Source organism: Rhodococcus mengyinensis (genome assembly GCF_048381435.1).
GTDB classification, from domain to species: Bacteria; Actinomycetota; Actinomycetes; order Mycobacteriales; family Mycobacteriaceae; genus Rhodococcus_F; species Rhodococcus_F opacus_D.
Genome location: NZ_JBLWIT010000101.1, coordinates 32,118 through 52,540, shown reverse-complemented (window position 1 = coordinate 52,540; position 20,423 = coordinate 32,118). Strand labels below are relative to the sequence as shown.

Sequence of the window (20,423 nt, the reverse complement as noted above, 5' to 3'; positions counted from 1 at the left end):
CGCAGATGGTCACCCAGCCCCGTACCGCCGAGCTGCTGTGGGGATCGCCGGAGAGACCGAAGCGGGGACCGAAACCTGCGCTGAGCCTCGAGCAGATCGTCGCCACCGCGATCTCGATGGCGGATGCCGAGGGCCTCGCCACCCTGTCGATGCAGCGCCTCGCCGAAGACCTCGGGTTCACCAAGATGTCCCTCTACCGCTACACCCCCGGCAAGGCAGAGTTGACCGCCCTCATGCTCGATGCCGCTCTCGGACCCGCGCCCGACCTGTCCGAGATCGACGGCGGCTGGCGCGCTGTGCTCCACGAGTGGGCTCTCCGGATGTGGGCGGGCCTGCGGCGGCATCCGTGGGTGGTGGACGTCGCGGTCGGTCCGCGAGTGATGGGCCCGAACGAACTGGACTGGCTGGAAACAGGCCTCGACGCCCTGCGCGACACGGGACTCACCGGCGGGGAACGCCTGGACGCGGTGGCCCTGATCACCGGTCACGTGCGCAGCCTCGCTCAGCAGACGACGGCCCCCGGCGCCGAAACCGACACACCCGAGAAGTCCCTGAACGCGATCATGACGGGAATCGTCGCCGACCACGCCGACCGCTACCCCCAGGTGACGGCCGCGTTCGCGTCGGCCAGTGCCACCTCCGGGCAGGACGACGCGCTGGAATTCGGCCTGGCCCGCATCTTCGACGGGCTCGCCGCCCTCGTCGCGGCCCGCGCCGGATGACACCCATTCCGCTTGCGGCTCGGCGCTCCTAACGTCATGGGTAGACCACGTCGGAACCCTATCGAGGAGACGTCATGACGATCGACCGAGGACTACTGGTACTGCTCGAGGCCAAGCCGGGCAAGGGCGAAGAACTCGCCGCGTTCCTGGAGCAGGGACGCGCCCTGGCGGCGGAAGAACGGGGCACCGTCACCTGGTACGCGTTCAAGGTCAGCGACACGACGTACGGCATCTTCGACACGTTCGAGAACGAGGAAGGCCGGCAGGCGCACCTGACCGGAGCGATCCCCCAGGCACTGGGCGAGGTCGGCCCCGAACTGCTCGCCACCGACCCCGATATTAGTCCCGTCGACGTCATCGCCGTCAAGTAGGCACACCCCCTCGAGCACGGTTTACCTCCATCTCCCGTCGGGCACCCGACTACGGACATCGACCGACGAGAGGTGTGGTTCCCAGTGCGAGCAGTCACGTGGCAAGGCAAACGAAAGGTCAGCGTCGACACCGTCGCCGATCCGAAGATCGAACACCCGACCGACGCCATCATCAAGGTCACGACAACGAACATCTGCGGCTCCGATCTGCACCTGTACGAAACTCTCGGCCCGTTCATGGGAGAAGGGGACATCCTCGGCCACGAACCGATGGGGATCGTCGAGGAGGTCGGCTCGGCGGCGGGCGACCTGAAGGTCGGCGACCGCGTCGTGATTCCGTTCCAGATCTCGTGCGGCGACTGTTTCATGTGCAACTTGCAGCTGTACACCCAGTGCGAGACGACGCAGGTCCGCGAGCAGGGCATGGGAGCGGCGTTGTTCGGTTTCTCCAAGCTCTACGGCGAGGTGCCGGGAGGACAAGCCGAGTACCTGCGCGTCCCCCAAGCCCAGTTCACCCACGTGAAAGTCCCCGAGGGCCCACCGGATTCCCGATTCGTCTACCTGTCCGATGTGCTGCCCACGGCGTGGCAGTCGGTCGAGTACGCCGCGATCCCCGAGGGCGGGTCGGTCACCGTGCTCGGCCTCGGACCGATCGGAGACATGGCGGCGCGCATCGCCCACCACAAGGGTGCACGGGTCATCGCGGTCGACAACGTCCCCGAACGCCTTGCTCGCGCCAAGGCCCGGGGCATCGAAACCCTGGACCTGGACGAGCACGGCGGCGATCTCGCCGACGTCATCCGCGACGCGACCGACGGTCGCGGCACCGACTCGGTGATCGACGCGGTCGGCATGGAGGCGCACGGTTCACCGATCGGCAAGCTCGCCCAGCAGATCGTCGGGTACCTGCCCGATGCGGTGGCGGCGCCGCTCATGCAGAAGGCCGGTGTCGACCGACTCGGCGCGCTGTATTCGGCGATCGACATCGTCCGCCGCGGGGGAACCATTTCCATCATCGGCGTCTACGGCGGCATGGCCGACCCGATTCCCATGCTCACGTTGTTCGACAAGCAGATTCAGCTGCGCATGGGTCAGGCCAACATCAAGAAGTGGGTGGACGACATCATGCCGCTCCTCGGCGACGACGACCCACTCGGCGTCGACACCTTCGCCACCCACGAACTCCCCCTCGAACAGGCACCCCACGCCTACGAGATCTTCCAGAAGAAGCAGGACGGTGCGGTGAAGATCCAGCTCAAACCCTGAACGACGCAGACGCAAGCGGCGGTGGCCGGGATCCCGTGACGGGTGGCCCGGTCACCGCCGCCGTTTTGCGCAAACCGGATAGGCCGTCGCCCGAGCATCCCCCTGACCAGCACGGATACGGCGAAGTCCGCGTCCCACCTCTCGGCGTGTAGCGGATTGCCCAGCGCAGTGACGCCCCTCACACTTGTAAGCAAGGAAACCTGATATTCAGCGAACAGCTGTCGCAGGTCTTGCGTACGACCCGGCCGCATCGAGGCGGCCGCCGAACGAGGAGCAGTCAAGAATGACGCGAACCCTTCCCCCTGGCGTTTCCGACGAGCGATTCGACGCGGCGCTCCAGCGCTTCCGCGACGTCGTGGGTGACAAGTGGGTCCTGTCGACCGCAGACGAACTCGAAGCGTTCCGCGACCCGTACCCGGTCGGCGCCGCCGAGGCCAACATGCCGTCGGCCGTCGTCTCACCGGAGTCGACCGAGCAGGTCCAGGACATCGTCCGGATCGCCAACGAGTACGGCATCCCCCTCTCCCCGGTCTCGACCGGAAAGAACAACGGTTACGGCGGCGCCGCCCCGAGGCTGTCGGGTTCGGTGATCGTCAAGACCGGCGAGCGGATGAACCGAATCCTCGAAGTCAACGAGAAGTACGGTTACGCACTGCTCGAACCCGGGGTCACCTACTTCGACCTGTACGAATACCTCCAGAGCCATGATTCCGGACTGATGCTCGACTGCCCCGACCTGGGATGGGGCAGCGTGGTGGGAAACACCTTGGACCGCGGCGTCGGGTACACCCCGTACGGCGATCACTTCATGTGGCAGACGGGACTGGAAGTGGTTCTGCCGCAGGGCGATGTGATGCGCACCGGCATGGGCGCACTGCCCGGCAGCGACGCGTGGCAGTTGTTCCCCTACGGGTTCGGCCCCTTCCCGGACGGCATGTTCACCCAGTCGAATCTCGGGATCGTCACCAAGATGGGGATCGCCCTGATGCAGCGGCCGCCCGCGTCGCAGTCGTTCCTGATCACCTTCGACAAGGAGGAGGATCTGGAGCAGATCGTCGACATCATGCTGCCGCTGCGCATCAATATGGCTCCGCTGCAGAATGTTCCGGTGCTACGCAATATCTTCATGGACGCGGCGGCGGTGTCGAAGCGCACCGAGTGGTTCGACGGGGACGGGCCGATGCCGGCCGAGGCGATCGAGAGGATGAAGAAGGATCTCGATCTCGGCTTCTGGAACTTCTACGGCACCCTGTACGGACCTCCGCCGCTGATCGAGATGTACTACGGGATGATCAAGGAGGCGTTCGGGAAGATTCCCGGTGCCCGCTTCTTCACACACGAGGAACGCGACGACCGCGGTGGACATGTGTTGCAGGACAGGCACAAGATCAACAACGGCATCCCCAGCCTGGACGAACTGCAGCTCCTGGACTGGGTACCCAACGGCGGGCACATCGGATTCTCCCCGGTGTCGGCGCCGGACGGGCGCGAGGCGATGAAGCAGTTCGAGATGGTGCGCGCTCGCGCCGACGAATACGCCAAGGACTACGCGGCGCAATTCATCATCGGGCTCCGCGAGATGCACCACGTGTGCCTGTTCATCTACGACACGGCGATCCCCGATGCTCGTGAGGAAATCCTGCAGATGACGAAGGTCCTCGTCCGCGAGGCCGCCGAAGCCGGTTACGGCGAATACCGCACCCACAACGCCCTGATGGACGACGTGATGGCGACGTTCGACTGGGGCGACGGTGCGCTGCTGAAGTTCCACGAGAAGATCAAGGACGCCCTCGACCCCAACGGCATCATCGCGCCCGGCAAGTCCGGTGTGTGGCCGCAGCGGTTCCGTGGCCAGAACCTCTGACACGCCACGCGCCTCAGTGCGCGGGCGTCTCGGCCAGGGCGGTCCGGCAGCGGCCGAGGTATCCGCGGAACGCCTCGCGCTGACGAACACTCATGTCGGCGAGCATCTGTTCCTCCAGCCCGCAGATGCTCGCGTCATACTCGGCGAGAAGGTCCAGGGCCTCCGGGGTGAGGCTGGTGAGCATGCGGCGACGATTGGCGGGGTCGACGCGCCTGGTCACCAGTCCGCGGCGCTCCAGCGCGGAGAGCATCTCGCCCATCGTCTGCGCGGTGACGAAGGAGTTTCGTGCCAGTTCGGCGGACGACAACCCGTCGCGCCGGCGCAGGACGGTCAGCGCCGTGTACTGCAGCGCGGTGATGCCCATCGGCCGCAGCAGGGCATCCATGTGGGATCGGATCGCCAGTTCGACCTGCTTGATCGCGTACAGCAGGGTCGGCGAGGAGTCGTGCGCGTACTCCCCGTCGAACGGTGTCTCATCGATCTCGTCCGGAAGATCCGCCGTCATCGCCCACTTCTCCCCGCGCCTCGAGCTCGAGGCCCACGAACTCGGACCTCAGGTTTCCTGACCATCTTAGGTCGCCCGAGCCGGGTTCGACCGCAACGACGAACACAAGGAACCCTGCCGAATACGGTCGGCAGCTCACACGAAGCGAAGGCAGCGACATGACAGTCACCGACGACACCGCCGTCATCACCCGCCCGCAGATCGGGCCACGCCAGCTGTTCATCGACGGGCAGTGGCGCGAGGCCGGTGCCGGGGAACGATTCGAGATCGTCGACCCCTCCACCGGGAAGCCTGTCACCACCGTCGCCGAGGCGGACGCGGACGATCTCGACTCCGCCGTACGCGCCGCACGTGCCGCGTTCGACGACGGCCGCTGGTCGGGACTGCCGGGCCGCGAACGGGCCCGGATCCTGCTCCGCGTCGCTGCGCTCGTCCGCGAACGGGCCGACGAGATCGTCGCCGTCGAGAGCGTCGACGTCGGCAAACCCGTCTCCCTGTGCCGACCGGTCGACGTGATGACCACCGCCGAGCAGTACGAGTACTGCGCCGCGCTCGCGCAGACCGCGGGCGGCTCGAAGCGGGAGACTCCACTCGACGCCCACGCCTACACTCGCCGCGAACCGCTCGGGGTCGTCGGCGCCATCACCCCGTTCAACTTCCCCCTGATCCTCAGTACGTCGAAGATCGCACCCGCCCTCGCGGCCGGGAACACCGTGGTCCACAAGCCCGCAGAGGACACTCCGCTCAGCGCGCTGCTGATGGCGGAGATCCTCACCGAGGCAGGGGTTCCCGCGGGCGTGGTCAACGTCGTCACAGGGAAGGGGTCGACCGTCGGCGAGGCCCTGTTGCAGCACAGGGGGATCGACAAGATCGCGTTCACCGGATCGACGGCCGTCGGCCGGCACGCCGCGAGCGTCGCGGGAGAGAACCTCACGCCCGTCACCATGGAACTCGGCGGCAACGCCGCGCACATCGTCTTCGAGGACGCTGAAGTGGACAAGGCGATCGGCGCGATCATCAAGGGCTTCGTGTTCAACACCGGACAGTTCTGCATGGGCGGGCCGCGACTGCTGGTCGCCCGTCCGCTCTACGAGACGGTGCTCGGGATCCTCGGTCAGGCCGTTCCCGGTGTGCCGGTTGGTGACCCGTTCGACCCGGCCACCGTCGTCGGACCGATGGCCGGGGACAAGCACGTGCGGAAGGTCGAGGAGTACGTGCAGATCGCCCGCGCCGACGGTGGCCGCATCGTCGCCGGCGGCGAACGACTCGACCTGGGCGGTGGCTACTACTACAAGCCGACCGTCATCGCCGACCTGCCCAACACCTCCCGCGTCGTGCAGGAGGAGATCTTCGGACCGGTGCTCACCGTGCAACCGTTCGGCACCGAGGACGAGGCGATCGCGCTGGCCAACAGCACCGAATACGGACTCGCCTCGGGGCTGCAGACGTCGAACGTCGCACGGGCCCATCGGGTCGCAGCCCGGTTGCAGGCCGGCATCGTGTGGGTCAACGACTGGGCGATGCTCGACCCGGCGGTCCCGTTCGGCGGCGTGAAGAACTCCGGATTCGGCCGCGAATACGGCCCGGAGGCCCTCGAGTCGTATTCCAAGGTCAAGTCCGTCGTCATCTCCCTCGCCTAGAGCGCACCCACCTTTCAGGAGCATCCATGACCACCAGCACCACTGCCGCCGTCGTCGAAACCGGCGGAGCGAAGTTCACCGTGTCCACCGTCGACCTCGACGAACCACGCCCCGACGAGATCCTCGTTCGTCTCGTCGCCGCGGGCCTGTGCCACACCGACCTCGGCGTCGCCTCGGGCGCGTTGCCGTTCCCGCTGCCCGGCGTGCTCGGGCACGAGGGAGCCGGGATCGTCGAGAAGGTCGGCGCCGGCGTGACGACGGTCGACGTCGGTGATCACGTCCTCCTGTCGTTCAGCTCGTGCGGCTCGTGCGGGAACTGCCGCGACGGGCATCCGGCCTACTGCGCAACGTGGTTGCCGCTCAACCTGATCGGGGGCGGGCGCGCCGACGGCACCAGCCCCGTCAGTCGCGGCGGCGAGGCGATCGGTGGGCACTTCTTCGGGCAGTCCTCCTTCGCGCACCATGCCGTCGTCGACGCGCGCAGTGCGGTCAAGGTCGACCCGGACGCCCCACTGGACGTACTGGCGCCGCTGGGGTGCGGTGTGCAGACCGGTGTCGGAGCAGTGTGGAACGTACTGAAGCCCCGCCCGGGGCAGACCGTGCTCGTCACGGGGGCGGGCGCCGTCGGGTTGTCGGCGGTGATGGCCGCGGCTCTGACCCCGGCGTCGAAGGTGATCGTCGTCGACCGGGTTCCGGCGCGGCTCGATCTCGCCCGCGAACTCGGCGCGACCCAGGTGATCAACGCTGCCGAGGTCGACACCGCCGAGGAACTGGCGAAGATCGTTCCCGGCGGCGTCGACGGCGCGGTCGAGACCACCGGCAACGTCGGGGTGCTGCGGACCGCGATCGACGCGCTCGCACCTCGCGGCACCGCCGTCATCGTCGGCGCACCGGCATTCGGCACCGAGGTGCCGGTCGACGTCAACGCCATGATCCCGGGCCGCACCCTCGTGGGTCTGACGCTGGGCGACAGCGAAACCCAGACGCTCATCCCTGTTCTCGTCGACCTCGTGAAGTCGGGCCGGCTGCCGATCGACCGCCTCATCACGCACTACACGTTCGACGACATCAACACCGCCGTCGCGGACATGACCAGCGGTGCCTCGATCAAACCGGTCCTCCGGTTCTGATCATCGAGAGGTGATCGCCCGCAGTGCCGCAGAAGGGCTTTCACCGAACATCTCGCGGTACTGCCCGGCGAAGCGACCCAGGTGGTTGAAACCCCACCGGTACGCGATCTCGGCGACGCCTGCCGACTCGGGGTCGGCCGCCAGCAGGTCGCCACGGACCTTCCGCAGTCGGAGGTCCCGCAGATAGCGCATCGGGGTGGTCTGCAACGACGTCTGGAAGCCGTGCTGCAGCGCCCGCAGACTCACCCCGACCGCGCCGGCGATCTCGAGGGCGGTCAACGGCTCGTCCGCGTGCGCCTCGATGAACTGCTTGGCGTGCTCGACGGCCGCCGGGCAGGCGGGGGCGACGGTTGCCGCCAACTGCTCGCTGTAGTCGTGGCGCGATGCCAGGAGCAGCGACACGATCACGCTCTGCGTCAGCGGCGCCAGCAGTAGTGGGTGGCGGAAGAGGGCGTCGGTGTCACGCAGTTGCACCGACAGGGCCTGCATCACGGACCACCACTGCTGCCCGTGGCCGGTGGTGATGTCCAACGCGAGGTCGAAGGCGATCGGATTGCGGATCGGGCGTCCGAGGAGCAGCGCGAGTTGCTCCTCGACGGCGCGGCGTTCGATCTTCATTCCCAGGATCCGCCGGGTCTCCTGCCCCCAGCCCTGGAGCACCGATCCGCGATCCGCGCGGTACACGGCGGCACACGACGGGGTCGCGATGATCCGGTCGGCGCCCGAACTCGTCTTCAACCGGCCGCTCACCGGCACATTGACCTGGTACCAGTCCTGGAGTTTGCCGGTTTCGATCTCGACCTCGGTGTCGTAAGAGAGCCAGCCCATCGTGACGGGGCCCAACTCGGCGGCATCGAGGTGTATGCCGAAGCTCTGCTGATCACCGAGAACTTCCACGGAGTGCGGGTAGAACAGTCGCCCACCCACGTGACGCGCCTCTTCGACGTCTCGGCTGACGAGAGAGACAGACGCTGGGCCGCCGACAGAGGTGGACATCCCACAATGAGACCAGAGTCACACCCCAATTGCAAGGTTTCCTTAGCTTGAGGTCTGTCAAGGACAGTCTTCGAACCGTCCGGTTGGGTAGTACCCGGACCGGCGGGCCGGGGGCATACTTGGCCGGCTCGGGGGTTTCCGCAGACGATACGGAGAAACTGATGCTCGACCGGCTGTACGCCGCTGTCCTCGCCGTCGCCGGCCTCGGCTACGGGGGATACATCCTCCTCGACGAGCTGACCGGCAGCTCGGACACACCCGGCGAGGACGACCATCACCTCCGCCGAGAATTCGCCGAACCGGTCTCAACGGCATAACCGCTGCGTGGGACGGCGGGAAACAGTCCCCGCGTCTCGTGCGCCTCCACTGCCGACCGTATCCGGCTTCGCCGCGCATCCTCGGGGCGCCCCACCGGCGAAATTCAACCTCAACGACCCGCCGCAGCACCGGTCAGGTCCACGCCAGCCAGCCCCGTCTTGCGTGGAGAACTAGGTATGACCTCACCGCCGGTCCGAGCGCCGGAGAACGCAACCGAGAGACCGCCGTCACCTACGACAGGCAGGAGAACCATGTCGATCCCCCGACCCCGACCCACGGGTCATCAGCTTGGATGCAGTGCGCCGGAAGCGGACCGATGATCTGCTCTCGGGTGACCTCCCGATCGCTGCGCTGTTCGACCGCCCCGGTGACCCGATAGCATGCGATCTTCTCGTCGAGGACGCGCTCACCGCACATATGCGCGGCTCGGGCAGCCTCGGGTGCGGTGAGATGTTGCTCGCCGACCGGGTGAGCAGCGGTCACACGATTCTGGTTTGACCATGTCGCGTTCGACCACCGTGTGACTGTCTGCGATATCGCTGCCGTCCCGCTCGACGACGCATCCGCCGACATCGCGATCCTGTCGTTGGCACTGATGGGCAAGAACCACGCCGACTACGTCCGCGAAACGCACCGGATTCTCCCGGTCGAGGGGCATCTGTGGCTCTGTGAGCCGACCTCCAGCATCGGTTCGGATGAGGCGCGACTCCGAGATGTCCTGTCCGGATTTGGCTTCGACCTGTATCGCGTGCAGGTCGAGGGCCAGTTCACGTTTGCGCGTGCCGTCAAGTCGGACAGTGCTCCCCGCGACGTCACCGCGCCGATCAAGCTACGCGCCCAATGAATTCGCCGCGAGGGTCGACCAATGGGCCTGCCAGGCCCCCTGCGCCACCTACTTGGTATTTCCGGATAGGGATCGACAACCGGTGACAACGAATCGTCTATCGATCTGTCTGATTCATCAGACGGTGTTTCAGCTGATTACGGGGCCGGGCCCGTCCGACTTGGGGCGGTGGGGGTGCTGGAGTTCAGCATTGATACGTCGGGCCTCGGCGAGTTGGTCTTCGAGGATGATGATGCGGCACGCGGAATCGAGCGCGGTGCCCTGGTCGATCAGTTCGCGGGCTCGGGCGGCGAGACGCAGCTGGTATCGGGAGTAGCGGCGGTGGCCGCCGTCTGATCGTCCGGGGGTGAGCAGCTTCGCGGCGTCGAGGCTGCGCAGGAATGCCTGGGTCACGCCGAGGATCTCGGCGGCGTGACCCATGCTGTAGGCCGGGTAGTCCTCGTCGTCGAGCTTCCCGGCCGCGCTTCGGTCGGGCGAATCTTCCGGAATGGGGTGACACCTTTCCAACGGACAGGGCCCCCGGCGCCGTGAGGCACCGGGGGCCGGAGCGGGTTTCACTTCCTTATTCACTGCACTTCTTCCGGCTGTCGGGCCTTAGTGCTGCCCGGCCGCCGATCGGAAAGTGCCGGGGCCTTACACACTCACATCAACCCTTGCCCGGCACATCCTGGTCTTGCGGTACTTCTCTGCGGGCAGTTCATTCTCTCCCGCACCTCGTGAACTCTTTCCTTGCGACGAGAGGAACTCTACAACAGCGTCCCCTCAATGTCTACAGTTACCACTATAGAAATTCTGGAGTTGGTTGACCAGGGATTTCACACGCTCCGGGAGGCACGCTGGTTCCACCCGTCAACGTCGACGGGCACCACTTTCGACGTCCGCACGGATCACGACCAACGGCGACTCCCCGACTGCCACCGGGGTGACACCGTGTGCGGGTGCCTTGGCCGCGTGGTGGTCGTAGGTGACGTGGTCGGCAAGCCGCCGGCCGACCGAGAGGAACGACCGCGTCAAGGTGACCGCCACCCTGGTCGATCACGGCGCCGTCTACCCGGCCTTCGCGTTCCGCTTCGACACCGACGACGGATCCATCGTCTTCTCCGGCGACACCGCACCCACCCCCAACCTGATCACCCTGGCCACCGGTGCCGACATCCTCGTCCACGAGGTGATCGACGCCGACTGGGTCAAAGCCCTCTACGGCGAACCGCCGTACAGCCCGGAAGAGGAAGGGTTCATCGAACACCTCCTGCACTCACACACCACCATCGAGCAGGTCGGCCCGGTCGCCGAGGAAGCCGGCGTAAAAACACTGGTCCTCTCCCACCTCGCGCCGGGAAACAACCCGACCGAACGGTGGCAGGCCGCGGCCGCCGGCTTCTCCGGCGACCTGATCGTCGGCGAAGACCTGATGGAGATCGGCGTCGGAGAACGCACCAGTTGATCGACACCGCACTCCTGCTCGGGGCGGCGGTCGCCGCAGCGGTGATGATCGGCGCCGTCCTGCAGCGGCTCAGCGGTACCGGTCTCGCGCTCGTGTCCGCCCCGCTGCTCACGCTGCTCCTCGGCCCCGCAGCGGGGGTGCTGCTGGTCAACATCTGCAGCATCTGTTCGGCCGCGCTGATCTTCGGTGTCGTGCGCCGCGACGTGGACTGGCGCCGATACCGGATGCTGACCGCGGCGGCGATCCTCGGCGTCCTACCCGGCGCCGTGCTGGTCGCTGCGGTCCCGGCGTCGTGGCTGGTCGCTGCGGTCCCGGCGTCGTGGCTTGCCCTCGTCGTCGGGGTCAGGTTCGCCGGGTCGATCAGGGGCGCGAAAGGCGAAATTGCTTAGCAAAAAGAACTAGCACTCACCTGACGTGAGTGCTAATTTTAGTGGGTCTACGTCACAAGCTGAAGACCCTCGACCGAGTCGCGACCATCGACTCGCCGAAGCGGCCTCGACAACACTGACTACGTTCTCGGACCGAACAGTCAGTCCCGAAGACGCTTCCAGCCCTGTGCAGCCGACATGTGTCCGGCGACCCGAATCGTCAACCGTTAGAAGGAGGATCATGACCGCCGCCATCCCCCGCAGGCCGCTTGCCGACCACAGCATGTGCTCCTCCGTCGACGGCAACGAGAAACGTAAGCAGCGTGGTTCGCGGTTGCCCGCCGTGTCGATCACTCTGGCGGCGCTGTCCGTTGCGTCGTTCTGGGTGGTCGGACTCGGCTTCCTTCTGGGAGTGGGCGCGGTGGTCTGCGGTGCCGTCGCTACGTCGCGGTCCACAGTCGCGGACGACGAGGCGGCATCTCTGCGTGCCCTACTGGGCGTCGTCGCCGGCGTCGCGGGGATCACCGTCTCCGCGATCGCCCTGTTCCCCATGCTGGCCCAACTTTGATCCGCGGACGTAGCCGCTGCATTTCCGGTCGCCACCCGGACCGACCCGCACCACCCGCTTCATCGAAGGGATGCGCGATCGCACCTGTAACCCGGGCGACGTGTCCCAGCGCAGCCACCGCGCACGCTCGCTGTCGTCGACCGTCGCGTCTGTAAACGCCTGACGCGTCCACGTCGCGTGCCCCCGCCGCGTATGTCGGGAGGGTTCCACCCGCCGCGACCCACGCCTCGAGTTTCGGAATGTCGAGCCCGCCCGCCCGGTTGCATCCTCCGCTGGTGTCGGACGCCGCCACCACGCGGCAGCCCTCCTCCGTGGCTGTGCCGCATCGCATCGAGTGCGACGAGCACGACCCCGCGGATGGTGGCGCCGGCGCGGCCGTGAGGAACTCCTATGGACATCTCCGGCAGGGAGTGGCCGGCTCACTGGTCAACGGTGAGGCCCTTCGCCTCGAGCACCTGGGCGAGATTGCTGACCTGGATCGGGGTTTCACCCTTCTTGTAGCGCTCGATGTAGGCGGCTTCGGCGGCGTCGCGGTCACGGGAGGCGTCGATGGCGAACTGGACCTCGTCGCGTCGGACCACGACCACTCCGTCGCAGTCACCCTTGATCACGTCGCCGGGATAGATGATCTGGCCGCCGAACACCAACGGCTGGTTGACGGGACCGAGGGATTCCTTCACCGTTCCCTCGATGCACACGTGCTTGGAGAAGACGGGAAACCCGAGTTCGCGGATCTCCCGGCTGTCCCGCACCCCGCCGTCCGTGACCAGTGCGCTGATGCCCCGGGCCACGCACGCATTGGCCAGCACGTCGCCGAACTGTCCTGCGGGCTGGTCGCCGGAGGACACGACGAGCACGTCGCCGGGTTGCGCGTAGCTGATGGCGACCTGGAGCATGATGTTGTCGCGCGGATGGCAGACGACCGTGAAGGCCGTTCCGCAGAACGACATGTCGCGGTCGATGGGCTTGATCCCCGAATCCAGTGCACCCTTGCGGCCCTGGGCTTCGTGGATGGTGGCGGCCGAGAAGGCGCCTAGTCGGTCGATCGCGGCCTTGTCGGCGCGGTCGATCTTGGTAGTGACGTGAACCATGATGTCTCCGTTGGTCGGGTAAGAGCGGGTGGGGTCAGCTGAGCGACGCGACGGCCTTCTGGACCGCGGCGGCCGCGTTCCGCAGAACGTCCTCGGACGTGGCGAACGAGACGCGGAAATACGCCTGGGCGCCGTACGCGGAGCCCTGGATGGTGGCCACCGACGCGTGGTCGAGGAGGAAGAGCACCACGTCCTGATCGTTCTCGAGCAGCGTGCCGTCGGGAGTCCGCTTGCCCACGAGGCCCGCGCATCCGACGAACAGATAGAACGCACCCTGCGGCAGAACGGGTTCCAAACCCTCGATACGGGAGAACAATTCGAAGATGACGTCCCGCCGCGCGCGATAGCTCGCAACGGACGTGGTGACGAAACTCTGATCGCCGGTGAGCGCCTCGGCCGCGGCGGCCTGACTGATCGACGACGGGCAGGAGGAACTCTGCGACTGCAGCTTGTTGATCGCTGCGATCAGGCCCTTGTTCCCGACGCCGTACCCCAGACGCCAGCCGGTCATCGCGTAGGCCTTCGACACACCGTTGGTCACCAGGATCCGATCGCGGAGGTGCGGCGCGGCCGACAACAGGTTCGGAACGGGTGAGTCGGTGAAGACGATCTCGTCGTAGATCTCGTCACAGAGGACGTTCACGTGCGGGTTCCGGTCGAGTACCGCTGCCAGTTCCGCCAGTTCCTGCTCGCCGTACACCGCACCGGTCGGATTCGACGGTGCGTTGAGGATCACCCATTTCGTCGCGGGAGTGATGGCGGCGGCGAGCTTCTCGGCGGTGAGCAGGAACCGGTCGGACTCCGGGCAGTCGACGACGACGGGTGTTCCGCCGTGGACGGTCACCATGTCGGGGTACGACACCCAGTACGGCGCGGGCACGATCACCTCGGTGCCCTCCTCCACCGTCGCCATCAGCGCCAGGAAAATGACCTGCTTGGCGCCTCCGCCGACGGTGATCTCGGTGTCCGCGAACTCGACTCCGGTCCGGGCGAGCATCCGCTTCGCGATCGCGTCCCGCAGTGCGGGGATACCGTTGACGGGGGTGTACTTGGTGAGACCGGATTTCATCGCCGCGACGGCTGCCGCCTTGATGTGGTCCGGTGTGTCGAAATCGGGTTCTCCGACCGTCAGGTCGAGGATCTCCCGCCCCGACGCCCGGAGCTCGCGAACCCGTTGCGCAGCTGCCACACTCGGTGACTCACGCATCTGGTCGACTCGCGCTGCAGGGACGAAGGTGGACATTATTCCTCCTGGTAGAGGGCGTGGGAACGAAAGAAGCCGGGAACTCGGGCGGTACCTTCACACCCAGGTTATCGGGAGCACATCACGCCTGTACAAGACCGATTACTTGTCGGGTGATAGCCGTTGGGCATGACTGGAATCAGAACGCCAGCAACACCTTCGCGGACGTGGACGCGTCCTTCGCGACGGCGAAGGCCTCGAGGCCGTCCTCGATGCCGAACTCGTGACTGATCACCGGTTCGACGTTCAGGCTGCCGTCCGCCAGAGCGGCGAGCACCGAATCGATCTCGTCGTTGAATCGGAAGGAACCGACGAGTTCGAGCTCCCGCGTGATGACGAGCGAGAGCGGCGCGGGCTGAAGACCGGTGGGGAGCAGTCCGAGCATGACGACTCGGCCGCCGCGCGTCGCGCCGCGAATGGCCGATTCGAGCCCGAAGCGGTTACCGGAGCATTCGACGACGACATCGGCGTCGACGGCCGCGATGCTCTCGGAGTCGGTGGCGTCGAGGGTCCGGTCGGCGCCGAGCGCCCGTGCAACAGTGAGGGGATACTCGTGCACGTCGACTGCGGTGATCTCGCGCGCACCGGCCCGGCGCAGGACCGCCACCACGAGGGCGCCGATGGGTCCGCATCCCACGACGAGTGCGCTCCTACCCGACACGTCGCCGGCGCGGGCCACGGCATGCCACGCGACGGCGGCGGGTTCTGCGACGGCAGCGGTGCGCAGTGGAAGGTCCGGCGGCAGCGGCCGCAGCATGCGCGAGGGCAGAACTACGTACTTCGCGAATGCCCCTTCGGTGTGGGGGAATTGCGCCGCACTGCCGAGGTACGTGCATCCCGGTGAGAGGTTCGGGCGATCGGCGGGGAACCTGGCGCCGCGACCGCCGGGGGTGGCGGGGTGCACGGCGACTCGTTCACGCGCTGCGGGGCCGCTGCCGTCCGCCGCGGCCTGCACCACCGTTCCCACCACTTCGTGGCCCAGCAGCATCGGTGCCTTCAGAATCGACTCACCCGCCGCCCCGTGCGTCCAGTAGTGCAGGTCGGATCCGCAGATCCCGCCGTAGGCGATCTCGACGACGGTCTCGGACGGCTCGGGCCGGCGCAGCGGCACCGATTCGATGCGCAGGTCTCCCGCGGCGTGCGCCACCACCCCGAGGGTCTCGGTCGGAAGCGGGGCGCCGGACTCGCGCTGCGCAGTATTCACCGCGGGTCTCGATCGTTGCGCCGGATGAAGTCAAGTCCACCCGGTACCTGGAATGTGGGCATGATTTCGATCAGGCCGAGATTGACGTGGCCCGGGGCGTCGATCGCGAACTCGATCGTGTCGGCGATGTCCTTGGTCGTGATGGATTCGAAGCCTTCGTAGTACGTCTCCCACGCCTCCTTCATCGCCTCCGGCGACCCGCCCAGGTTGCGTCCGAAGATCTCGGTTTCGACTCTGCCCGGGCAGATCTCGGTGACGCGGATGCGCTTGCCGATGGTGTCGTTGCGCAGCTGCCGCGAGATCTGGTGCACCGCGGCCTTCGTGGCGTGGTAGGCGGTGTGGCCGTAGAAATTGTACAGACCGGCGATGGAGCTGATGTTGACGATGTGGCCGAGGTCCCGCTCGACCATTCCCGGCATCAGCAGGCGGCACAGGTGCAGCACCGCACGGAGATTGACGTCCACCATGGCGTCGACCGAATCCGCGGAGGCGTCCAGGATGTTGCCGGTGGCCGACACTCCCGCGTTGTTGACCAGCACATCGATCTCGAGTCCCTCGAGGGCCGCGCTCAGTGCGTCGATGTCCGTGATGTCGACGGCGAGCGGGATCATTCCCGTCTTGTCCGCGACCTCGTCGAGCCGTTCCTTGTTGCGGGCCACACCGTAGACGGTCAGTCCGCGCTTGGTCAGGATCTCGGTGACCGCGGCACCCATTCCGGTGTTGGCACCGGTGACCAGTGCCGTCCGGTAGTCGTTGAATGGCATAACGCTCCCTTGCCTTGCTGGTGGTGAAAGTTGGTACAGCCCGGTGGTCTTCGAGTGGTCAGGAGACCACCGGGCCGAGTCTGGTTCCGTCAGAGCGTGTCGCGGAGAGGCACGTGCGCCCGATCGGTGATGGTGCTGACGGCGATGAGGGTTCCCACCGCGGTGACAACGGCATAGACCGCGGGAACGTAAATTCCGAACTGAGGAATCAGCCAGGTCATGAGCAGAGGTGCCGTGCCGCCGAAGACCGCCGAGGAGATGTTGTAGCCCAGCCCGTACGCCGAGTACCGCACCCGGGTGGGGAAGAGCTCCACGATGAGGATATGGATGACGGCGGTGTGACCGGCGAAGATCACCGCCATGATGCACGCGCCGACCACCGCGAGCACGAAGTTGCCGGTCGCGATCAGGGCGTAACAGGGGATGGCGCCGATGGCCATCGCGATGGCCGCGCCGGCGATGACCTTCTTGCGGCCGACACGGTCGGAGAGAGCACCCATGAACGGGATGGCGATGCAGATCGCCACGAGGCTCGCCGCGGTCACGAGCAGGGCGGTGCCGGTCGAGAAGCCGATGTTGTCGCCCTTCAGGAACGTCGGCATGTAGGAGAAGAGCACGTAGTAGCCGGAGCCGTTCATCAGCGGGATGAACAGCGCGAGCAGCATCGCCTTGCGGTGCTCGGGGGTCGCGAACGCTTCCTTCAGCGGGTTGCGGGACAGTCCGCCTTCCGCCTTGAGCTTCTCGAAGTTCGGGGTGTCGCTGATGGCCCGGCGGATGTACCAGCCGATGATGCCCATCGGGATCGCGACGAGGAACGGCACACGCCACGCCCAGCTGGCCGGTCCGCCGCCGTTGATGGCGGCCTCGTTGAGCCACGGTGACATCGCGAACGCCACGAGCGTGCCCGTGAGCAGGGCCAGGAAAGACGCGATCTGTGCGTAGCTGGTGATGAGTCCGCGCTTGCCCTCCGGTGAGTGCTCGGCGAGGAAGGTCATGGCGCCCGCCGCCTCACCGCCCACGGAGAATCCCTGCAGGATGCGCAGGAGGATCAACAGGGCGGGTGCGGCGACGCCGATCGCGGCGTAGGTCGGGAGAATGCCGATTCCCGCGGTGGCGACGCTGATCAGCATGATGACGAAGACGAGCATCTTCTGCCTGCCGATCCTGTCGCCCAGGATGCCGCAGACGACCGCACCGAGAGGTCGGACGAAGAACGAGATCGCGTAACCGGCGAAGACGAGCATCAGCGCGTCACTCGACTTGGAGACGTCGAAGAAGACGATGGCCAGGGCGGTTGCCATGAAGGCGAAGATGCCGTTGTCGTAGAGCTCGACGAAGATGCCCACGCAGCCTGCGAGAACGACTTTGCGTAGCTGGCGGGGTTGCACCTCGTGTTCGGCCGTGTGCCCGGCCGTGTCGGGTGAGATCGCGTTGGTCATGCTGACTCCATCTGGGGTACCGAGCTGTGCTGGGCGGATGTCGTTTCTGTGTGAAGGGGGATCCGAAGACTGGCGAACGCGTTGGCCACGCGGGAGCGGAGGAGATCGATCGAGCGTCGTTGCGTGCGGTACGCGTCCACAGCGTCGGGGACGGTCACCTTCCTGAACCGGACCTCCTGGCCGGGGCGTGCCTGGCCGAGCTGGGACAGAGCGGTGGCGGTCACGACCGCGAGCACCGGGTATCCGGCGGTCACCCCTCGCCCACGATGCAGAACGAGGATCTCGTCGCCGGCGGGAACCTCGACCGCACCGATCGGCACGCCGCGGGAGAGCACCTCCGTCGACCGGTCCCGCTTGGGGACGGGGCTGCCCGGATCGGTCGGCGTGAGGCGGAGACCGATGTGGTTCGAGTTGTCGCCGATGACGAACGGGGTGTCGAACAATCGGGCGGAGGTCGAGCCGAATTCGTGGACGTCGGGCCCATCGGTCACGTCGATGGTCCAGCATCCGGTGAAGGCCGCGGGCCGGGCGCCGAGCCGGAACAGCGGCATCCGGAAGTGTGGGTGGTCGATCGGCGCTCCGTCGACGTCGATGGCGACGGACTCGCCGACCGTCAGTTGCCGGCCGAAACCGAGAACCGAGTCGGGGGCGCAACTACCGAGCAGGCAGGGCGCGTCGATCGTTCCGTGCACGGCGAGGTAGACCCTGAGCCCGTCGCGGATTCCGCGGACGGTGAGTTCTTCGCCCGCGGTCCACACGAACGGCTCCCACTGCGGGCGGGCGACACCCCCGACCTGCACCTCCGCCGGCGCTCCGGTCACCGCGACGAGCAGGTCGATGCTCGCGACGGCGCCGAAGTCCATGGCGACCATCTCGAGCAGGGGCGCCGTACGCGGGCTCCCGACCAGTGCGTTCGCCACGTCGGCGCTGTACTGGTCCGAGGCTCCGCCGGTCATCTGGCCGAACCGGGAGGCTCGGAGCCGGCCGAGGTCCTGGATCGAGGTCAGCCCGGGTGTCGTGACGGTGATCGATTCAGCCATGACGGACCCCCTCGTACGTCGACCACTCGGCGGCGGTGATCGGAACGAAGAGGAACGTGTCGCCGGGCCGGAAGTCGGACAGTGGGTCTGTCGCCGGATCGACGATGGTCAGCGGGGTTCGACCGATCACCGGCCAGCCTCCCGGCGCGGGACGCGCGGAGACGACGGCCTGCCTGCCCGCGACAGCGACCGCGCCGGCCGGTACGTGTGGCCGCGGAATCGTGCGGCGTGGGACGGGCCGCGGGAACGCGGGACCGTCCAGCATCGGGGCGCCGCCCGGGGAACCGAAGCAGCGCATGGTCAGTGGGCCTGCGCCGTGCAGTCGGATCACCTCGGCGGGTGAGAGTTCGAGGTGTTCTGCCACCTCGTCGAGGTCGGGGCCGAATTCTCCCCCGTAGACGACCGGGATCTCGAACTGCCGCGGGCCGCGCTCCGCGGCATTCGCGGGGCGCTCGATCAGCCGTTGGACGTGTGCACGGATGGCGTCGTGGGTGGTTGCACCACAATCGAATTCGACCAGCAATGCGTCGTAGGTGGGAATGATGCCGGTGACCGCGACCTCGTCGCCGCGTGCGTCGAGCGCGGCGGCGACCGTGTGGACCACCCGCCAGCGCTCCTCGGCGTCCGGGGACAGCGACGTCAGACGTACCGCGGAGTCTCCGCAATCCGAGAGGACGAAATCCCGGTGCGGCCGGATGCACGTCACGCCGGACACGACGCGGACTCCTGTTCTTCCTTGGCCGCGAGGACCTCGGTCACCGGGGCGATGACGACGCCCGCCCTCAGGAGCGCCTCCCGGATCGCTCGCGCGTTGCGTACGGCGTCGGCGCCGTCACCGTGCAGCAGCACCGTGTCGGCCTCGATCGGGACGCGTGTGCCGTCGACGGCCTCGACGACACCCTCGGTCACCATCTGCACCGTGCGCGCCACCAGAGTGTCCTGGTCATGAATCACGGCGCCGGGCTCGGACCGCGGCACCAGGGTGCCGTCCGAGCGGTACGCGCGGTCCACGATGGCGACGATCGCCACGCGAATCCCCCGCTCACGGGCGTGGTCGGCGAGTTCACCGTCCTGGGCGAGCACGATCAGCCGCGGGTCGAACGCCTCCACCGCGTCGACGACGGCGCGTGCGTAGTCCGCACGCGTGGCGACGAGATTTCCCAACCGACCGTGCGGTGCGATGTGCGAGAGCGTCGTGCCGTGCGAGGTCGCGAAGGCGTGCAGCGCGCCGAGTTGGTACAGAACGTCCGTGCGGACCTCGTCTGCGGTGAGGTCCATCGCGCGCCGTCCGAACCCTGCCAAGTCGGGAAAGCTGGGGTGCGCGCCGATGCCGATTCCGCGGGCGACGCATCCTCGGACCGTGGCGTCCATGGTCCTGGGGTCACCGGCATGGAATCCGCACGCGACGTTGGCGGACGTCAGCACGTCGAGCAGCGCGTCGTCGTCGCCCGTCGTCCATGCGCCGAAGCTCTCGCCGAGGTCGGCGACGAGATCGATCTTGACAGTCACGGTGCCTCCCATGGGGACCTGCAGTGGAACCGCTGGTGCAGTTCCTGTGAACTTTCGATGTAAACGGACGCTACGCAGGATCCGGTTCGGGCGGTTA

General features: G+C 67.0%; 23 protein-coding genes and 1 pseudogene. 11 read left to right on the top strand and 13 right to left on the bottom strand.

Annotated features, from left to right (window positions below):
* Positions 1 to 5: 5 nt before the first annotated feature.
* The 4 genes from ACNJ7E_RS19635 to ACNJ7E_RS19620 all read left to right on the top strand — a co-directional run bounded on the left by ACNJ7E_RS19635 (position 6) and on the right by ACNJ7E_RS19620 (position 4,223).
* Positions 6 to 722, top strand: a complete 717-nt coding sequence (locus ACNJ7E_RS19635; RefSeq protein WP_418340776.1) for a TetR/AcrR family transcriptional regulator — start codon at positions 6 to 8, stop codon at positions 720 to 722.
* Between the two features lie 74 nt (positions 723 to 796).
* Complete coding sequence (locus ACNJ7E_RS19630) at positions 797 to 1,093, top strand: putative quinol monooxygenase (protein WP_418340775.1); 297 nt, start codon at positions 797 to 799, stop codon at positions 1,091 to 1,093.
* A gap of 84 nt (positions 1,094 to 1,177) precedes the next feature.
* Complete coding sequence (locus tag ACNJ7E_RS19625; RefSeq protein ID WP_283333114.1) at positions 1,178 to 2,359, top strand: zinc-dependent alcohol dehydrogenase; 1,182 nt, start codon at positions 1,178 to 1,180, stop codon at positions 2,357 to 2,359.
* 283 nt (positions 2,360 to 2,642) lie between these two features.
* Positions 2,643 to 4,223: an FAD-binding oxidoreductase gene (locus tag ACNJ7E_RS19620; protein WP_418340774.1), complete on the top strand. Its 1,581-nt coding sequence runs from the start codon at positions 2,643 to 2,645 to the stop codon at positions 4,221 to 4,223.
* Positions 4,224 to 4,236: 13 nt separating this feature from the next.
* On the opposite strand, the gene ACNJ7E_RS19615 is transcribed toward ACNJ7E_RS19620, so the two are convergent.
* Positions 4,237 to 4,728, bottom strand: coding sequence for a MarR family winged helix-turn-helix transcriptional regulator (locus ACNJ7E_RS19615; RefSeq protein WP_418340773.1), 492 nt, complete (start codon positions 4,726 to 4,728; stop codon positions 4,237 to 4,239).
* Between the two features lie 158 nt (positions 4,729 to 4,886).
* Between ACNJ7E_RS19615 and ACNJ7E_RS19610 the strand changes: the two genes are divergently transcribed.
* Both ACNJ7E_RS19610 and ACNJ7E_RS19605 read left to right on the top strand, forming a co-directional pair.
* A complete protein-coding gene (locus ACNJ7E_RS19610) occupies positions 4,887 to 6,368 on the top strand; it encodes an aldehyde dehydrogenase family protein (protein ID WP_418340772.1) in 1,482 nt (493 codons plus the stop codon).
* A 26-nt stretch (positions 6,369 to 6,394) separates the two neighbouring features.
* Positions 6,395 to 7,498, top strand: coding sequence for an NAD(P)-dependent alcohol dehydrogenase (locus ACNJ7E_RS19605; RefSeq protein WP_418340771.1), 1,104 nt, complete (start codon positions 6,395 to 6,397; stop codon positions 7,496 to 7,498).
* Here ACNJ7E_RS19605 and ACNJ7E_RS19600 read toward each other — a convergent pair whose 3' ends face one another.
* On the bottom strand, positions 7,499 to 8,494 hold the full coding sequence (locus ACNJ7E_RS19600; RefSeq protein WP_280779538.1) for an AraC family transcriptional regulator: 996 nt from the start codon (positions 8,492 to 8,494) through the stop codon (positions 7,499 to 7,501).
* A 161-nt stretch (positions 8,495 to 8,655) separates the two neighbouring features.
* On the opposite strand from ACNJ7E_RS19600, the gene ACNJ7E_RS19595 reads away from it, so the two are divergent.
* The gene (locus ACNJ7E_RS19595) at positions 8,656 to 8,811 is read left to right on the top strand and encodes a hypothetical protein (protein ID WP_280779537.1); all 156 of its coding nucleotides are present in this window, start codon (positions 8,656 to 8,658) and stop codon (positions 8,809 to 8,811) included.
* A gap of 232 nt (positions 8,812 to 9,043) precedes the next feature.
* Here the strand turns inward: ACNJ7E_RS19595 and ACNJ7E_RS19590 are convergent, their stop codons facing one another.
* Positions 9,044 to 9,295, bottom strand: a complete 252-nt coding sequence (locus ACNJ7E_RS19590; RefSeq protein ID WP_418340770.1) for a hypothetical protein — start codon at positions 9,293 to 9,295, stop codon at positions 9,044 to 9,046.
* Between the two features lie 22 nt (positions 9,296 to 9,317).
* On the opposite strand from ACNJ7E_RS19590, the pseudogene ACNJ7E_RS19585 reads away from it, so the two are divergent.
* A pseudogene (locus tag ACNJ7E_RS19585) lies at positions 9,318 to 9,656 on the top strand (class I SAM-dependent methyltransferase); the annotation flags it as partial.
* A gap of 129 nt (positions 9,657 to 9,785) precedes the next feature.
* Here the strand turns inward: ACNJ7E_RS19585 and ACNJ7E_RS19580 are convergent.
* Positions 9,786 to 10,226, bottom strand: coding sequence for a MerR family transcriptional regulator (locus ACNJ7E_RS19580; protein WP_348539592.1), 441 nt, complete (start codon positions 10,224 to 10,226; stop codon positions 9,786 to 9,788).
* A gap of 279 nt (positions 10,227 to 10,505) precedes the next feature.
* On the bottom strand, positions 10,506 to 10,670 hold the full coding sequence (locus ACNJ7E_RS19575; RefSeq protein WP_418340769.1) for a hypothetical protein: 165 nt from the start codon (positions 10,668 to 10,670) through the stop codon (positions 10,506 to 10,508).
* Between the two features lies 1 nt (position 10,671).
* Here ACNJ7E_RS19575 and ACNJ7E_RS19570 point away from each other — a divergent pair, with 1 nt between their 5' ends.
* The 3 genes from ACNJ7E_RS19570 (at position 10,672) to ACNJ7E_RS19560 (ending at position 12,036) form a co-directional block, all read left to right on the top strand.
* Positions 10,672 to 11,100: an MBL fold metallo-hydrolase gene (locus tag ACNJ7E_RS19570; RefSeq protein WP_418340768.1), complete on the top strand. Its 429-nt coding sequence runs from the start codon at positions 10,672 to 10,674 to the stop codon at positions 11,098 to 11,100.
* Complete coding sequence (locus ACNJ7E_RS19565) at positions 11,097 to 11,489, top strand: TSUP family transporter (protein WP_280779529.1); 393 nt, start codon at positions 11,097 to 11,099, stop codon at positions 11,487 to 11,489. Before ACNJ7E_RS19570 ends, ACNJ7E_RS19565 begins: the two co-directional genes overlap by 4 nt.
* A gap of 220 nt (positions 11,490 to 11,709) precedes the next feature.
* Entirely contained in the window at positions 11,710 to 12,036 is a 327-nt protein-coding gene (locus ACNJ7E_RS19560) for a hypothetical protein (protein WP_280779528.1), read from the top strand.
* Positions 12,037 to 12,455: 419 nt separating this feature from the next.
* Here the strand turns inward: ACNJ7E_RS19560 and ACNJ7E_RS19555 are convergent, their stop codons facing one another.
* The 8 genes from ACNJ7E_RS19555 to ACNJ7E_RS19520 form a co-directional block, all read right to left on the bottom strand.
* The gene (locus tag ACNJ7E_RS19555) at positions 12,456 to 13,127 is read right to left on the bottom strand and encodes a 4-carboxy-4-hydroxy-2-oxoadipate aldolase/oxaloacetate decarboxylase (RefSeq protein ID WP_280779527.1); all 672 of its coding nucleotides are present in this window, start codon (positions 13,125 to 13,127) and stop codon (positions 12,456 to 12,458) included.
* Between the two features lie 34 nt (positions 13,128 to 13,161).
* Entirely contained in the window at positions 13,162 to 14,370 is a 1,209-nt protein-coding gene (locus ACNJ7E_RS19550; protein ID WP_418340767.1) for an aspartate transaminase, read from the bottom strand.
* Between the two features lie 139 nt (positions 14,371 to 14,509).
* Complete coding sequence (locus tag ACNJ7E_RS19545; RefSeq protein WP_418340766.1) at positions 14,510 to 15,574, bottom strand: L-idonate 5-dehydrogenase; 1,065 nt, start codon at positions 15,572 to 15,574, stop codon at positions 14,510 to 14,512.
* A complete protein-coding gene (locus ACNJ7E_RS19540; RefSeq protein ID WP_418340765.1) occupies positions 15,571 to 16,338 on the bottom strand; it encodes an SDR family oxidoreductase in 768 nt (255 codons plus the stop codon). The genes ACNJ7E_RS19545 and ACNJ7E_RS19540 overlap by 4 nt, the downstream gene beginning before the upstream one ends.
* Positions 16,339 to 16,427: 89 nt before the next feature.
* Entirely contained in the window at positions 16,428 to 17,777 is a 1,350-nt protein-coding gene (locus ACNJ7E_RS19535; RefSeq protein ID WP_280779524.1) for an MFS transporter, read from the bottom strand.
* The gene (locus tag ACNJ7E_RS19530; protein WP_418340764.1) at positions 17,774 to 18,817 is read right to left on the bottom strand and encodes a 5-oxoprolinase subunit C family protein; all 1,044 of its coding nucleotides are present in this window, start codon (positions 18,815 to 18,817) and stop codon (positions 17,774 to 17,776) included. The genes ACNJ7E_RS19535 and ACNJ7E_RS19530 overlap by 4 nt, the downstream gene beginning before the upstream one ends.
* Positions 18,810 to 19,532 (bottom strand): 5-oxoprolinase subunit B family protein, encoded by a 723-nt coding sequence (locus tag ACNJ7E_RS19525; protein WP_418340763.1) that lies wholly within the window; start codon positions 19,530 to 19,532, stop codon positions 18,810 to 18,812. Before ACNJ7E_RS19525 ends, ACNJ7E_RS19530 begins: the two co-directional genes overlap by 8 nt.
* Positions 19,520 to 20,338, bottom strand: a complete 819-nt coding sequence (locus ACNJ7E_RS19520; RefSeq protein WP_418340762.1) for a LamB/YcsF family protein — start codon at positions 20,336 to 20,338, stop codon at positions 19,520 to 19,522. The genes ACNJ7E_RS19525 and ACNJ7E_RS19520 overlap by 13 nt, the downstream gene beginning before the upstream one ends.
* Positions 20,339 to 20,423: the final 85 nt, after the last annotated feature.

Excerpts from the sequence above, each read along its gene's own strand:
- ACNJ7E_RS19635 (WP_418340776.1), top strand. The coding sequence starts at position 6 with ATGGTCACCCAGCCCCGTACCGCCGAGCTGCTGTGGGGATCGCCGGAG.
- ACNJ7E_RS19600 (WP_280779538.1), bottom strand. The coding sequence starts at position 8,494 with ATGTCCACCTCTGTCGGCGGCCCAGCGTCTGTCTCTCTCGTCAGCCGA.
- ACNJ7E_RS19560 (WP_280779528.1), top strand. The coding sequence starts at position 11,710 with ATGACCGCCGCCATCCCCCGCAGGCCGCTTGCCGACCACAGCATGTGC.
- ACNJ7E_RS19615 (WP_418340773.1), bottom strand. The coding sequence starts at position 4,728 with ATGACGGCGGATCTTCCGGACGAGATCGATGAGACACCGTTCGACGGG.
- ACNJ7E_RS19550 (WP_418340767.1), bottom strand. The coding sequence starts at position 14,370 with ATGTCCACCTTCGTCCCTGCAGCGCGAGTCGACCAGATGCGTGAGTCA.
- ACNJ7E_RS19535 (WP_280779524.1), bottom strand. The coding sequence starts at position 17,777 with ATGACCAACGCGATCTCACCCGACACGGCCGGGCACACGGCCGAACAC.
- ACNJ7E_RS19520 (WP_418340762.1), bottom strand. The coding sequence starts at position 20,338 with ATGGGAGGCACCGTGACTGTCAAGATCGATCTCGTCGCCGACCTCGGC.
- ACNJ7E_RS19595 (WP_280779537.1), top strand. The coding sequence starts at position 8,656 with ATGCTCGACCGGCTGTACGCCGCTGTCCTCGCCGTCGCCGGCCTCGGC.
- ACNJ7E_RS19530 (WP_418340764.1), bottom strand. The coding sequence starts at position 18,817 with ATGGCTGAATCGATCACCGTCACGACACCCGGGCTGACCTCGATCCAG.
- ACNJ7E_RS19610 (WP_418340772.1), top strand. The coding sequence starts at position 4,887 with ATGACAGTCACCGACGACACCGCCGTCATCACCCGCCCGCAGATCGGG.
- ACNJ7E_RS19605 (WP_418340771.1), top strand. The coding sequence starts at position 6,395 with ATGACCACCAGCACCACTGCCGCCGTCGTCGAAACCGGCGGAGCGAAG.
- ACNJ7E_RS19630 (WP_418340775.1), top strand. The coding sequence starts at position 797 with ATGACGATCGACCGAGGACTACTGGTACTGCTCGAGGCCAAGCCGGGC.
- ACNJ7E_RS19620 (WP_418340774.1), top strand. The coding sequence starts at position 2,643 with ATGACGCGAACCCTTCCCCCTGGCGTTTCCGACGAGCGATTCGACGCG.
- ACNJ7E_RS19555 (WP_280779527.1), bottom strand. The coding sequence starts at position 13,127 with ATGGTTCACGTCACTACCAAGATCGACCGCGCCGACAAGGCCGCGATC.
- ACNJ7E_RS19540 (WP_418340765.1), bottom strand. The coding sequence starts at position 16,338 with ATGCCATTCAACGACTACCGGACGGCACTGGTCACCGGTGCCAACACC.